This is a genomic window from Microbacterium fluminis, assembly GCF_051549805.1.
Taxonomy (GTDB): domain Bacteria; phylum Actinomycetota; class Actinomycetes; order Actinomycetales; family Microbacteriaceae; genus Microbacterium.
This window is the reverse complement of record NZ_CP196042.1, coordinates 2,198,735-2,211,601: the sequence shown is the minus strand read 5'-3', so window position 1 is coordinate 2,211,601 and position 12,867 is coordinate 2,198,735. Positions and strand designations below refer to the sequence as shown.

Sequence of the window (12,867 nt, the reverse complement as noted above, 5' to 3'; positions counted from 1 at the left end):
CGTAGAATCTCTTGTGCCTCCCGAGAATCCCGTCGCGCCTGACCTGCCGCCCAGCGGCATCGATCCCGACGATCTCGAGACCACCCTGCGGGTGCTGGAGGGCATGGCCGAGGTCGATCAGACCCACCCCGACTACGTCGCGGTCCGCCGCGCCACCGCCGCCATGTTCAAGGCGGTGAAGAAGGTGCGACGCCGCGAGATCCGAGACGCGATCGCGGAAGCCGACCGCCAGGTGGTCGCCGCCACCGCCACGGGTGCGCCCGACCGCATCGACGACGAGACGCGCGGCATCCCGATCAGCACGGCCACCGCGGCGCCGACCGCCGGCACGCTGATCAAGGCGCGCGCCTGCTACATCTGCAAGCAGCCGTACACGCTCGTCGACGCGTTCTATCACCAGCTCTGTCCGGACTGCGCGGCGATGAGCCACGCGAAGCGGGACGCCCGCACCGACCTCACCGGCAAGCGCGCGCTGCTGACCGGCGGACGCGCGAAGATCGGCATGTACATCGCGCTCCGGCTGCTGCGCGACGGCGCGCACACCACGATCACCACGCGCTTCCCTCGCGATGCGGTGCGCCGGTTCAGCAGTCTGCCCGACGCGCCGGAGTGGATCGATCGGCTCAAGGTCGTGGGCATCGACCTGCGCGACCCGGCTCAGGTCGTCGGGCTCGCCGACGACGTCGCGGCCGCCGGCCCGCTCGACATCCTGATCAACAACGCCACTCAGACCGTCCGCCGCTCGCCCGGTGCCTATCAGCCGCTCGTCGACGCCGAACTCGCCCCGCTCCCCGACGGACCGCTGCCCGAACTCGTCACGTTCGGCCACACCAACGACCAGCACCCGCAGGCACTCGAGCGGTCGGTGTCGGCCCACCCGATCCTGGCGGCCGCCGCGGCGCGCGCCGACGAGCTCACCGAGCAGGCGATGGCCGCGGGGTCGAGCTCGCTCGAGCGCCTCAACGCCGGCACGGCGATCGACGCCGGCGGCCTCATCCCCGACCTGCACGACGTGAACTCATGGACGCAGCGCGTGGACGAGGTCGACCCGCTCGAGATGCTCGAGGTGCAGCTGGCGAACACGACCGCGCCGTTCCTGCTCATCTCGAAGCTGCGCCATTCGCTCGCGGCGAGCCCGGCGCGGCGCACCTACATCGTGAACGTCAGTGCGATGGAGGGCGTGTTCAACCGCGGGTACAAGGGCCCGGGGCATCCGCACACGAACATGGCCAAGGCCGCCGTCAACATGCTGACGCGCACGAGCGCCCGCGAGCTGTTCGAGACCGATCGCATCCTGATGACCAGCGTCGACACGGGATGGATCACCGACGAGCGCCCGCACCCGACCAAGGTGCGTCTCGCCGAGGAGGGCTTCCACGCACCGCTCGACCTCGTCGACGGCGCCGCACGCGTGTACGACCCGATCGTGCGCGGCGAGGCCGGCGAAGACCTGTTCGGCGTGTTCCTGAAGGACTACGCCCCCGGTCAGTGGTGATCCGCCTCCCCGAGCCCGGCCACCGCGTGGTCGTCCGATACCTGCTGCCCTCCGGACAGGCGACCGACGCGCTCGGGATGCTGGTGGCCGCGGACGCCGAGACCGTCATCGTCGACGGCAAGCGTGGTGTGGAGCGGATTCCTCGCTCGGCGATCATCGCGGCGAAGGCCGTTCCTCCGCCGCCTCCTCCACGACGTCCGCACGCCGCACCGCTGGCTCCGCCCCCACCCCCGGCGGTCGAGTAGGCGCGCCGGCGACGTATCGAGACCCCCGGCAGGTCCGAGATCGCCCCGGCGGTCACCCCTCCGTGTGCGCGTAGGCCGCAACCACCAACGGCCTCAGCGCGGCCACCTGCTCCTCGCCGATCCGCGGAAGGTAGAGGCATCCCTTCCCTCGCTTGATCGGCCCGAGCGCCCGGACGAGCGCTTCGCCCTCGGGTGCGTCGAGGAGGCCGTACAGCACGCAGCTGCTCGCGCGGGCGGCGAATCCGACCCGCATCGTGTCGCCTTCGCGGCCGCTCTCGTAGCGGTAGTGGCGCGAGCCGAATCCGACGATGCTCCCGGGCCACATCTGCGGCCGTTCGCCGGTCACGTCGCTCAGGAGCGCGATCAGCGCCCGCGCGTCCGCCCGACGCGCCTCGGTCAAGCCCTGCAGGTAATCGGTCACCGCCGCGTCATCGCTCACGGACTCATTCTGACGGGATCCGGCGGCCCTGCCCAGGCCGGCTCGTGCGCGTAGACGAACGTGCCGTGATAGCCGTACACCTCGCACCGCGAACACCGAGCGAAGCGATCGGCACCGCAGGCCCGCCCAGATGTAGGTGCCGTTCCCGACGCCTACGTGTCCGTCGGGGATGTCAGCGAAGTACGTCTGCAGCTGCGGGTGCAGTGCGGTGAACCGTTCTCCCAGAGTTCGTCGGATCGGATTACTGAACATGTTCACAAACGTACTACGGTCGAGTCATGAACAGGTGTACTCAGCCCGTGGCCGTCGTCGCGGGCGGGAGCGGGTTCATCGGTCGACACCTCATCGCGGCGCTCACCGACGACGGCTACGCCGTGCGTCGGATCGGGCGGAACCAGGCAGTCCGGTGGTCCGACGCGCGCGCCATGCGTCACGCCGTCGACGGCGCCGCCCTCGTCGTCAACCTCGCCGGCCGCTCGGTGGACTGCCGCTACACGGCGCGCAATCGTCACGAGATCCTCGACTCGCGCACCGCCACGACGTCCGCGCTGCGCGAGGCCATCCGCACCGCCGACGCACCGCCGCGCGTCTGGCTCAACGCGTCCACCGCGACGATCTATCGCCACTCCACGGAACGGCCGAATGCCGAGGTCGACGGCGTGATCGGCGAGGGCTTCTCGGTCGACGTCGCCACCTCCTGGGAGCGGGAGCTCTTCGAGGGCGACCTGCCGCACACCCGCCGGGTCGCCCTGCGGATGGCGATCGTGCTCGGCGACGGGCCCGCCGCGCAGCGCCTCCTCTTGCTCGCCCGACTCGGCCTGGGGGGCGCGCACCACGACGGGTGGGCGCCACCGCACCGCCGGTATCGCGGCATCGGCACGCATCCGACCGGCTCCGACCGCGCCCCCTGGTACCGCACCCACGGGCGGCAGCGCTTCAGCTGGATCCACATCGACGACGTCATCGCCGCGATGCGCTTCCTCCGCGACAACGACGAGCTCAGCGGTCCGGTGAACCTGACATCGCCGAATCCGTCCGACGACCGCACCCTCATGCGCACGCTGCGACGCGTCGTGGGAGCACCGTTCGGGCTGCCGTCGAACCGGTGGATGATCGACGCGGCCATGGCCGTGTTGCGCACCGAGCCTGAGCTGATCCTCAAGAGCCGGTGGGTGCTCCCCGAGAAGCTCCTCGACGCCGGGTTCTCGTTCCGTCATCCCGATCTCGAGGAGGCGCTCCGCGACGTGTCGCGACGCACCCGCTCCGCCCGATAGCGTCGGAGCGCAGCATCCGAACCGGAAAGCAGGTGCGCCATGGAGCGCTTCGACACCATCGTCGTCGGCGCGGGAGTGGCGGGACTCACCGCCGCGCGCCTGCTCACCGCCGCCGGCCGTCGCGTCGTCGTGCTCGAGGCGCGCGACCGCGTCGGCGGACGAGTATCGACCGACCGGCGCTTCGGCCTCGTCACCGACATGGGCGCCTCATGGATCCACGGGATCACCGACTCCCCCGTCGCGGCAGCCGCCGACGCGCTCGGCATGCGCACCGTCGAGTTCACCGTCGGCGGCTACCAGCCCGACAGCCGCCCGATCGCCTACTACTCCCCGGACGCGCGACGGTTGACGGATGCCGAGGCGCGCGCCTTCGCCGACGACATCCGCGCCGTCGACGTCGCGCTGCGTCACGCGATCGAGGAGTCGGCGAGGGATGCCTCGTACCGCGATGTGACCGAGGTCGCGCTGGCCGCACAGGGGTGGCCCGAGGAGCGCGCCCAGCGCGTGCGCGAGTACCTCGAGCACCGTTCGGAGGAGCAGTACGGCGCGTGGATCGGCGACCTCGCCGCCCACGGCCTCGACGACGACGCGATCGAGGGCGATGAGGTCGTCTTCCCCGACGGATACGACATGCTTCCACGGCAGCTCGTCGACGGGCTCGACGTTCGGCTCGTGCACGTCGTGTCGCGGGTGCAGTGGTCGGGCGAGGGCGTCGTGGTGACGACCGACCACGGCCCGTTCGCCGCCGATTCGGCGATCGTGACCGTGCCGGTCGGGGTGCTCCGATCCGACGACTTCGCGATCGAGCCGCCCCTGCCCGAGCCGAACGCGGGAGCGCTCGGGCGCCTCGGGATGAACGCGTTCGAGAAGGTGTTCCTACGCTTCCCGACGAAGTTCTGGGACGACGGCGTCTATGCGATCCGCCAGCAGGGCACCGAGGGTCGCTGGTGGCACTCCTGGTACGACCTCACGGCTCTGCACGGCGTGCCGACGCTCCTGACGTTCGCGGCCGGTCCGGCCGCCGAGGCGACACGGGACTGGAGCGAGGACGATATCGCCGCATCCGTTCTCGATCAGCTGCGCCGCCTGTACGGGGAACGGGTGGAGGCGCCGACGTCAGTGCACGTCACCGACTGGCAGGACGACCCGTGGTCGCGCGGCTCGTACGCCTACATGACCCTCGGTGCCTCGACGGCCGACCACGACGACCTGGCGACCCCCATCGGCGGCGTGCTGCACCTCGCCGGCGAGGCGACGTGGACCGACGACCCCGCCACCGTCCCCGCCGCAATGCTGTCGGGCCACCGCGCCGCCGAGCATGTACTCGGTAAGGCCGTGCCGATCCGAAACGCCTGGAGCTGAGACCACCTCGCCTGCCGCGCTCGGGTGCAGGCGCCCGGTTGCGACACTCGCCTTCGACTCAGGTCGTGCGGTCGCCGCGACGCTCGGGCTCCAGCTGGTCGACGTCGATCCGTCGGGAGATGACGTCGGATGCCACGTCCCCGAGCCGTCGCTGAGCGGACCTCGCGTGGGCGCGGAGCACTTGGAAGGCAGCATCCATGTCCAGTCCGAGGCTCTGCGCGATGTATCCCTTCGCCTGCTCGATCACGACGCGACTGTCGAGGGCACGCTGCAGCTGCCCGCGCGCGAGCTGCGCCTCCTCGACCAAGCGCTGCTGGAGGATGCTGATCGTGGCGATGTCGGCGAGCGTCTTGGCGGCCAGTGCATCCTCCGCATTCAGCTCACCGACATGACCTCGGAAGAGGTTGAGCGAGCCGATCGTCGAGTCACGAAGCCGCATCGGGATGGCGTGCAACGACGCGAACCCCGACTTTCGGGCGTCTTGGGCGAATCGAGGCCAGCGGTCCTGCACCTCTCGCAGGTCGGCGACAGAGACGACCCGGCCCGAGTATGCCGCCTCGACGCAAGGCCCCTCACCGGCACGGAGCTGCATGAGTCCGATGAGCTCGCTGCGTTCGCTCGTGGACACGATGACCTCGAGCTGGCCGCCTCCGCCGATGAGAAGAATGCCCGCCGCCGTCGTATCGAAGATCTTGATCGACTCGTCCACCAGGAGCTGGAGAAGGTCGACGACATCGAAGTCGTCGACGAGCGAGTCGGCCAATGTGCCCACTGTCCGCAGGAGCTCGTCTTCGCGTGTGCTCATAGTTGAGTGTAGGACGCGGCCCTCACGGTTCGAAGGTCAGCCGACGGGATACGACGTCGCGAGCCACGTCGCCGACCGGACGACCGGACGAGAACGCTCGACCGCGCAGCACGAGCATCGCATCATCAACTCCGATCGCCAGCTGAGCGGCGATCATCCCCGAGGCTTGGTGCGTCTCTCGCCGCGAATGCGGTTCGACGATCATCTCTCGACCAGGATCGTCGAGGTCGTCGAGAGCATTGCGCAGCACGCGGCGTGAGACGACGCCCGCCAAGGCCGTCGCGTCATCGATGGCGCGGGAGGTGAGGGTCCGCGGCGCATCGCAATAGAGGTCGACGATGCCGACATCCAGGTCGCCGACGAACAATGGGAATGCGAACAGGGCACCGATCTGGAGCGCGTGGAACGCCTCTCGCGCCCCCGGCCACCGTTCGCCACCCCGAGCGAGGTCGGGCGAGAGCACCGGGCGGCGTGCGCGGATCGCGTCCCAGCAGGGTCCTTCACCGAGGTCGATCTGTATCTCGTCGATGCGCGCCGCGGTCACGTCGGTCGCGCACACGGTCTGACTGCCCAACGGCTGTCCGAGCGTGGAGACTGCCACTCCGGTCACACCCACGACGCGCAGGAAGGGTCCGCACAGATCTCCGCGGCCGTCCGTCCCCGCCAGTTGCAGGAACGCACTGTCGAAGGCTTCCCGGCCGCTCCCTTGAGCAGACACGTCCACAGTTCCCCGTCCGTCTCGATCGACCGACGAGGCACCGCGTGACAGTGTCGTCGGCGCCCACGCTACACCTCGCGGTCCTCCGTACCGGGTTGCTCGCCTTGCCACCTCCGCACTCGCTAACTCGCGGACGCGACACATCGACCGATCCACGCGCGCACATCTCGCACACGCTCGCGGAGGTGTTCGCCGGGAGGAACGACCGATCGCCGTGCGCGGCCGAGGCGTGGGAACCTGCCGAGCGGCACAGACGCCGCGTCGAACGCCACGAACCCGCCCCGGACAGCGAGCACGTAGCCGACGGGACTGCTGCCCCGCCGAGCGAGGTGCAGTCCGGGCTCCACCAGAACCCAGACGACGCGCTCATCGAACGCCTCGCTCGAAGGGGATCCATCCTCCGGGTCGACCGAGATCATCACGATGCCTCCATGGATGCGCACGAATGCGCGAATGGAGTCGACCGGGGTCTGGGGGCAACCTTCGGCGAATGTAACCCCGGACTCGCCGAAGCACAATGTCATCCTCGGGACGCGCTCCCACCGGCCGTCCGGCGATCGGGGCGAGGAAAGGAAGCTCGATGCACGCACCGCGACCGTTCAGAAGAGCAAAAAGGCTCGAGATCCGCGTGATTCCGCGGCTCCCGAGCCCTCTTGTGCGACAGCGGCTGTTCTTGCGAACGGTGGAGATGGGGGGAATCGAACCCCCGTCCAACGCTGAGTCTCTGCGTCTTCTCCGGGCGCAGTCTGTGGAAGCGTTCTGCTCGGCTCCGACCTTTGTCACAGACACCTAAGTCGACGAGCCCAGCCTGGGAAGAGTCCCGTGCGACGTCCAGACGCCATCGCACAGCAAGATCCCTAGATGACGCCAGAATCCGTGTCGGGATCACCCACGGTCTGACGGACTATCGGGCTCGCTTAGGCAGCGAGGGCGAAGTCGTTGCGCTTGGTTTCGGCAACTATGGTTTTGCAGAGATCGTTTACGAGATAACCCTGCATCCTCGGCCCGCTTCTCGTAGATTCACAAGCGATGTCGAAACCGATCATCCCCGTGAGCCTTCTTGCGAAGGAGCCGCTGTCACGCTGTTGAATTTCCAGATCAGATGCCTCAGGCACCCGAGCACATCAGGATACAACGGATCGGCGACATCCGTCATTCCGGCGCCCGGTCCGGCGACGTGACGCGGACCCGACGGGCCTCGTACAGTGCTCCTATGACCGAAGTGATCATCACCGTCCGCGGCGAGCACGAGGTGCGGATCGCGCCGGAGCGGGGCGTCGTGCACCTCACCGTGCGCGCCGAGGGTCACTCTCGGCCGCCGGTGGTGGAGCGTGTGGCCGCACTCGCGGCCGCGGTGCGCGACGAGCTGTCGGCACGCGAGGCATCCGGAACCGTCGACGACTGGTCGAGCCAGAGCATGGCCGTCTGGTCCGACCGCCCCTGGAACGCCGACGGCACGCGCCTGTCGCCCGTGCACTACGCGTCGGTCGATGCGACGGCCACATTCTCGGACTTCGCCGCTCTGTCGGAGTGGGTCTCGACGATCGCCGACCGCGAGGGCGTACAGGTGGGCTGGGTCGACTGGCAGCTCTCGCCTGCGACACGCTCCGCCCGCGAGCAGGAGGTCGCCGCCCAGGCCGTCGCGGTCGCGGTCGCCCGCGCCACCGCGTATGCGCGAGCGATCGGCCGCGACGCGATCACGCCCCTCGAGATCGCCGACCTCGGCCTGCTCACCCGCGGCGAGGCGGCCCCCTCGCCCGCCGCACCCAAGATGATGCGCGCCGCTTTCAGTGCGATGGATGCCGCGAGCGGCGCCCCGGCGATGCAGTTCCAGCTGGCGGACATCACGCTCACCGCGGCCGTCGAAGCACGCTTCGTCGCGAGCTGACCGCCGCTACTCGCCGAGGCGGTTCTTCGAGCGCATCGCACGCTCCGCTTCGCGCTTGTCCTGCCGTTCGCGGATGGTCTGACGCTTGTCCCACTCGTGCTTGCCCTTGGCGATCGCGATCTCGACCTTTGCGCGTCCGTCGGAGAAGTACAGCTTCAGCGGGATCAGCGTGTAGCCGCCCGCCGACACGGCGTGCGAGAGCTTGATGATCTCGTCCTTATGCAGCAGCAGCTTGCGCGTGCGCTTGGTCGAGTGGTTCGTCCAGTGCCCCTGGGAGTACTCCGGGATGTGCACGGCGTCGAGGAACGCCTCGCCGCCGTCGATGTACGCATAGCCGTCCGACAAGTTCGCCCGCCCCTGGCGCAGCGACTTCACCTCGGTGCCGGTGAGCACGATGCCCGCCTCGTACGACTTCTCGATGGCGTACTCGTGGCGCGCGCGACGGTTGGTCGCGATGACCTTCTCCCCGCGTTCCCTGGGCATGACTCTTCCGATCCGATGGGTGGTGTGCAGCCCGTCAGTCTAGCCGACCCCGGCGTGCGGCGTCCTACGCCCGCAGCCAGCGTCGGATCGCGAAGCCCGCTGAGAAGGCCGCGAGCACGATGCCGATCACCACGATCACCGGGATCACGGTCCACGCCTCCCCCATGCCGACCCATGTCGTGACGAAGGCGATCCGCCCGCGCAGATACTGGTTCACCCCGAAGTGCACCCCGGCGAGCACGGCCCCGCTGGCCAGCGCCGAGCCGATGAACGCGGCGAAGACGCCCTCCAGGATGAACGGGGTCTGGATGAAGCGATTGGATGCCCCGACCAGGCGCATGATGCCGATCTCACGCCTGCGCGCGTACGCCGACAATCGGATCGTGGTGGCGATCAGCAGCACCGCGGCCACGAGCATGAGTCCGGCGATGCCGACGGCGATGTACGTCGCGACGGTGAGCGCGGAGAACAGGGGTTCGAGGTACTGGAGCTGATCCTTGACCTCCTCGACGCCCGTCTGCCCCTGGAACGCCTCGATGATGACGTCGGAGCGCTGCTGGTCGACCAGGTTGATCGAGAACGACTGGTTGAACTGATCGGGCGAGAGCACGCTGCCGTAGTCGGACGGGAACTGCTGCAGCGCCTTGTCGTACGCCTCCTGCTGCGTCTCGAAGCGCACGTCGCGCACTAGCGGCGCGATGGCGGCGCTGTCGAGCTTCGCGCGCACGTCGGCGACCTGCTGCTCGGTGGCCACGCCGCCGGTGCACTGCGGCACGGTCGATGCCGACGTGCACATGTAGATCGTGACCTGGGCGCGGTCGACCCAGTACGCGCGCATCGTGCCGATCTGCATCTGCATGAGCATCGCCGCGCCGACGAAGGTGAGCGAGACGAACGTGACCAGCACGACCGAGATGACCATGGAGGCGTTGCGGCGGAGGCCGGACAGCGCCTCGCCCAGGATGAGACCGAACCTCACGACGTGGGCCCCACTTCGTCTTCGCCGTCGGCGCCGAGGCCGAGGCGATCGGCGACGCCCAGTTCGGCGACGTCGGGGATGTCGATCACCGGGATGCCCTGGGTCGAGGTCGCCGGCTCCGGCTTCTTCTCGACAGGAGGAGCCTCGAGCGGGTCCTGCACGGGCGCCGGGGCGGGACTGACGATCGCCGCAGGGCGGGTGATCGGGCGGGGCTCGGCGGCGGGTCGGGTGATCGCCGGCTGCCGGGCGGCGGCCAGAGCAGCGGCCTTGGCCGCAGCATCCGTCGCCTCCGCCTCGCTCAGCGACGAGCTGACCACCTCTTCGACGGCCTCGACCGCGGCATCCATCGCCTGCGGCTCGACCGCACCGACGGCGTTGACCTCGCGCTGCACCTCGAGCACCGCGGTGAGCGCCGCGATGGCGGCCGCACCCCGCTCGGGCTCCGGAGCGAGGCTCGGGATGCTGGAGGTGTCGCCGTATCCGCCGTGTCGCTCGTCGCGCAGCATCACGCCGTCGCGCAGCTCGATCACGCGTCGCTGCATCTGATCGACGAACCCGGCCTCGTGCGTCGCCATCACCACGGTCGTGCCGTTGGCGTTGATGCGCGCGAGCAGCTGCATGATGTCGACGGAGGTCCCGGGGTCGAGGTTTCCGGTGGGCTCGTCGGCCAGCAGCACCTGCGGGCGGTTGGCCAGCGCGCGCGCGATCGCCACGCGCTGCTGCTCGCCTCCGGACAGCTCGTGCGGGAAGCGCTTGCCCTTGCCCTCCAGACCCACGAGGGCGAGCACCTCGGGAACGGCCTGCTTGATGAACGCGCTCGAGGATCCGATCACCTGCAGCGTGAAGGCCACGTTCTGGAAGACGGTCTTCGACGGAAGCAGCCGGAAGTCCTGGAACACCGCGCCGATGTGCCGGCGGAAGTACGGCACCTTGCGGTTGCTGAGGGTGCGCAGATCGCGACCGAGCACGACGACGCGACCGTCGGAGGGGCGCTCCTCGCGGAGGATCATGCGCAGGCACGAGGACTTCCCCGAACCGGAGGCCCCGACGAGGAAGACGAACTCCCCGCGCTGCACCTCGAAGCCGACATCGTTGAGTGCGGGTCTGGAAGTGCCGCGATAGCGCTTCGTGACGTTCTCGAACCTGATCATGGCCGTGCCAGCCTAAGCGCGTGTCCGGGCGACCCCCCGCGCGACACTCGCGGGACGCGGCATCCGCGTCGGGACTATGCGACGGCTATGCCGAGGCCGCGCGGATGACGTCTCGGCTGGCTTCGAGAACCTCGGCGGGGTGGGTCAGGTGGCCTTGGTGCTCGACTCCCGGCCACGACAGCACCGGCGCGCCGATCTGCGCAGCCAGGGTCTCGTGGGCGCGGCGGAAGACGTGGCCGCGTTTGCGATCGGCGGTGATCACGACGGCCGGGACGCCCTGAATCTTCGACGTGTCCAGCCGCTTCGACACGGCTTCCATCCCCGTGAGGGCGCGACCGAGCTTGGGCGCGTCGAGGTCCGCGATCTTGAGCGTCGCGGCGCGCATCTCGGGCGCCATATTGTGCTTGCGTGCGGACTTCTCCGCGCTGCGGCGCAGCATCCCCGACAGCAGCCCGCCGATCACGGGCATGCCCATGAGCTTGACGGTGCTGTCCGTCTGCTTCGCGATCTTCGCGGCGAGTTCAGGGTCGTGCACCGGGGTCGGGTCGATGAGGACCAGCCCCGCGACATCCTCCGGATAGTCCGCCGCCAGCATCACGGCCACGGCGCCGCCAAGGCTCTGACCGATCGCGACGACCGGTCCCGTACCTGCCTCGGCGATGGCGGCATGAAGGGCCGCGGTCGCCTTGCTCAGCCCCTCGGTCTCGTTGGACGGACCGTTACCCGGCCGGTCGTAGAGGATGATGCGGCAACCGGGGTCTTCGCGCAGCCCTTCGAGCAGGCCGGGGAAGAAGCCGTCGACGCCCTCCGCCCCACCCGGGAGGAGCAGAACAGCAGGACCGGAATCGCCGAGTACCTCAATCATGTCGCGAGCCTAGTCGGGAAGCGCTCCAGGCTGAGGAATCAATCCTCTTCCGGGCGCTTGCGCCAGCGGATACCGGCGGCGATCAGGCCGTCGAGGTCGCCGTCGAACACCGAGGCGGGGTTGCCGACCTCGTAGCCGGTGCGCAGGTCCTTCACGAGCTGCTGGCCGTAGAGGAAGTAGGAACGCATCTGGTCGCCCCAGCTGGCGGTGATCGTGCCCGCCAGCTCCTTCTTCTTCGCCGCCTCCTGCTCGCGCTGCAGGATGAGCAGGCGCGTCTGCAGTACGCGCATCGCGGCGGCGCGGTTCTGGATCTGCGACTTCTCGTTCTGCATCGACACGACGATCCCGGTCGGCAGGTGCGTGATGCGCACGGCCGAGTCGGTCGTGTTCACCGACTGGCCGCCGGGGCCGGACGAGCGGAAGACGTCGACGCGGATGTCGCCCTCGGGCACCTCGACCTCGACGGCCTCCTCCATGACGGGGATGACCTCGACGGCGGCGAAGCTGGTCTGGCGCTTGTCGGCCGATCCGAAGGGACTGATCCGCGCGAGACGGTGAGTGCCGGCCTCGACGGACAGCGTGCCATAGGCGTAGGGGGCGTCGATCTCGAATGTGGCCGACTTGATGCCCGCACCCTCGGCGTAGGACGTGTCCATCACCTTTACCGGGTATTTGTGGCGCTCGGCCCAGCGCAGGTACATGCGCATCAGCATCTCGGCGAAGTCGGTGGCGTCGTCGCCGCCCGCACCGGAGCGGATGGTCACGACGGCCGACCGGTCGTCGTACTCGCCGTCGAGGAGCGTCTGCACCTCGAGCTGGTTGACGACCTCGGTCAGCTCGGCGAGCTCCTTGCGCGCCTCGACCGCGGAATCCTCGTCGTCCATCTCGAGCGCGAGCTCGACGAGGACGTCGAGATCGTCGAGGCGGCGCTCGATCGCGGTGACCCGGGCGAGCTCCGACTGGCGGTGGCTCAGCGCACTGGTGACCTTCTGCGCCTTCTCGGTGTCGTCCCAGAGGTCGGGCGCGCCGGCCTCCTCGCTGAGGCGGGCGATCTCGGCGGTCAGCGCGTCGACGTCGACGACCGCCTTGATGTCGGCGAAGGTCGAGCGGACGGCCTGTATGTCGGCGGAGATATCGAGATCGAGCATGACACTCCAGACTAA

At 69.2% G+C, this 12,867-nt stretch carries 13 protein-coding genes and 1 other RNA gene; 5 read left to right on the top strand and 9 right to left on the bottom strand.

The genetic code is table 11. The features are described from left to right. Positions 1-13: 13 nt before the first annotated feature. Entirely contained in the window at positions 14-1,495 is a 1,482-nt protein-coding gene (locus ACSJDX_RS10660) for an SDR family NAD(P)-dependent oxidoreductase (RefSeq protein WP_438352659.1), read from the top strand. Beyond that, the gene (locus tag ACSJDX_RS10655) at positions 1,489-1,740 is read left to right on the top strand and encodes a putative acetyltransferase (RefSeq protein WP_438352658.1); all 252 of its coding nucleotides are present in this window, start codon (positions 1,489-1,491) and stop codon (positions 1,738-1,740) included. Before ACSJDX_RS10660 ends, ACSJDX_RS10655 begins: the two co-directional genes overlap by 7 nt. A 52-nt stretch (positions 1,741-1,792) precedes the next feature. Here ACSJDX_RS10655 and ACSJDX_RS10650 read toward each other — a convergent pair whose 3' ends face one another. Further along, positions 1,793-2,179 (bottom strand): DUF1801 domain-containing protein, encoded by a 387-nt coding sequence (locus ACSJDX_RS10650; protein ID WP_438352657.1) that lies wholly within the window; start codon positions 2,177-2,179, stop codon positions 1,793-1,795. 278 nt (positions 2,180-2,457) lie between these two features. Here ACSJDX_RS10650 and ACSJDX_RS10645 point away from each other — a divergent pair, with 278 nt between their 5' ends. After that, on the top strand, positions 2,458-3,453 hold the full coding sequence (locus ACSJDX_RS10645; RefSeq protein ID WP_438352656.1) for an epimerase: 996 nt from the start codon (positions 2,458-2,460) through the stop codon (positions 3,451-3,453). A gap of 39 nt (positions 3,454-3,492) precedes the next feature. Further along, on the top strand, positions 3,493-4,815 hold the full coding sequence (locus tag ACSJDX_RS10640; protein ID WP_438352655.1) for a flavin monoamine oxidase family protein: 1,323 nt from the start codon (positions 3,493-3,495) through the stop codon (positions 4,813-4,815). A gap of 58 nt (positions 4,816-4,873) precedes the next feature. Here ACSJDX_RS10640 and ACSJDX_RS10635 read toward each other — a convergent pair whose 3' ends face one another. From ACSJDX_RS10635 to ssrA, 3 genes are all read right to left on the bottom strand, one after another. Beyond that, positions 4,874-5,620, bottom strand: a complete 747-nt coding sequence (locus ACSJDX_RS10635; protein WP_438352654.1) for an ANTAR domain-containing protein — start codon at positions 5,618-5,620, stop codon at positions 4,874-4,876. Positions 5,621-5,642: 22 nt separating this feature from the next. Next, entirely contained in the window at positions 5,643-6,344 is a 702-nt protein-coding gene (locus ACSJDX_RS10630; RefSeq protein ID WP_438352653.1) for a GAF and ANTAR domain-containing protein, read from the bottom strand. Between the two features lie 674 nt (positions 6,345-7,018). After that, positions 7,019-7,388, bottom strand: a transfer-messenger RNA (tmRNA) gene (ssrA, locus tag ACSJDX_RS10625). A 163-nt stretch (positions 7,389-7,551) separates the two neighbouring features. Between ssrA and ACSJDX_RS10620 the strand changes: the two genes are divergently transcribed. Further along, a complete protein-coding gene (locus ACSJDX_RS10620; protein WP_438352652.1) occupies positions 7,552-8,226 on the top strand; it encodes an SIMPL domain-containing protein in 675 nt (224 codons plus the stop codon). A 6-nt stretch (positions 8,227-8,232) separates the two neighbouring features. On the opposite strand, the gene smpB is transcribed toward ACSJDX_RS10620, so the two are convergent. From smpB to prfB, 5 genes are all read right to left on the bottom strand, one after another. Further along, positions 8,233-8,709, bottom strand: coding sequence for an SsrA-binding protein SmpB (gene smpB, locus ACSJDX_RS10615; RefSeq protein WP_438352651.1), 477 nt, complete (start codon positions 8,707-8,709; stop codon positions 8,233-8,235). A 64-nt stretch (positions 8,710-8,773) separates the two neighbouring features. Further along, positions 8,774-9,688, bottom strand: a complete 915-nt coding sequence (ftsX, locus tag ACSJDX_RS10610) for a permease-like cell division protein FtsX (protein ID WP_438352650.1) — start codon at positions 9,686-9,688, stop codon at positions 8,774-8,776. Then, the gene (gene ftsE, locus ACSJDX_RS10605) at positions 9,685-10,839 is read right to left on the bottom strand and encodes a cell division ATP-binding protein FtsE (RefSeq protein WP_438352649.1); all 1,155 of its coding nucleotides are present in this window, start codon (positions 10,837-10,839) and stop codon (positions 9,685-9,687) included. Before ftsE ends, ftsX begins: the two co-directional genes overlap by 4 nt. An 85-nt stretch (positions 10,840-10,924) precedes the next feature. Then, positions 10,925-11,704 carry an alpha/beta fold hydrolase gene (locus ACSJDX_RS10600; RefSeq protein ID WP_438352648.1) on the bottom strand — a complete coding sequence of 260 codons (780 nt, stop codon included), beginning with the start codon at positions 11,702-11,704 and terminating at the stop codon, positions 10,925-10,927. Positions 11,705-11,742: 38 nt separating this feature from the next. Next, the gene (gene prfB / locus ACSJDX_RS10595; protein ID WP_438352647.1) at positions 11,743-12,852 is read right to left on the bottom strand and encodes a peptide chain release factor 2; all 1,110 of its coding nucleotides are present in this window, start codon (positions 12,850-12,852) and stop codon (positions 11,743-11,745) included. Positions 12,853-12,867: the final 15 nt, after the last annotated feature.

What these genes read in the sequence shown, in the direction of transcription:
- ftsE (WP_438352649.1), bottom strand. Translation starts at nt 10,839, where the DNA reads ATGATCAGGTTCGAGAACGTCACGAAGCGCTATCGCGGCACTTCCAGA.
- ACSJDX_RS10635 (WP_438352654.1), bottom strand. Translation starts at nt 5,620, where the DNA reads ATGAGCACACGCGAAGACGAGCTCCTGCGGACAGTGGGCACATTGGCC.
- ACSJDX_RS10640 (WP_438352655.1), top strand. Translation starts at nt 3,493, where the DNA reads ATGGAGCGCTTCGACACCATCGTCGTCGGCGCGGGAGTGGCGGGACTC.
- ACSJDX_RS10600 (WP_438352648.1), bottom strand. Translation starts at nt 11,704, where the DNA reads ATGATTGAGGTACTCGGCGATTCCGGTCCTGCTGTTCTGCTCCTCCCG.
- ACSJDX_RS10645 (WP_438352656.1), top strand. Translation starts at nt 2,458, where the DNA reads ATGAACAGGTGTACTCAGCCCGTGGCCGTCGTCGCGGGCGGGAGCGGG.
- ACSJDX_RS10620 (WP_438352652.1), top strand. Translation starts at nt 7,552, where the DNA reads ATGACCGAAGTGATCATCACCGTCCGCGGCGAGCACGAGGTGCGGATC.
- prfB (WP_438352647.1), bottom strand. Translation starts at nt 12,852, where the DNA reads ATGCTCGATCTCGATATCTCCGCCGACATACAGGCCGTCCGCTCGACC.
- smpB (WP_438352651.1), bottom strand. Translation starts at nt 8,709, where the DNA reads ATGCCCAGGGAACGCGGGGAGAAGGTCATCGCGACCAACCGTCGCGCG.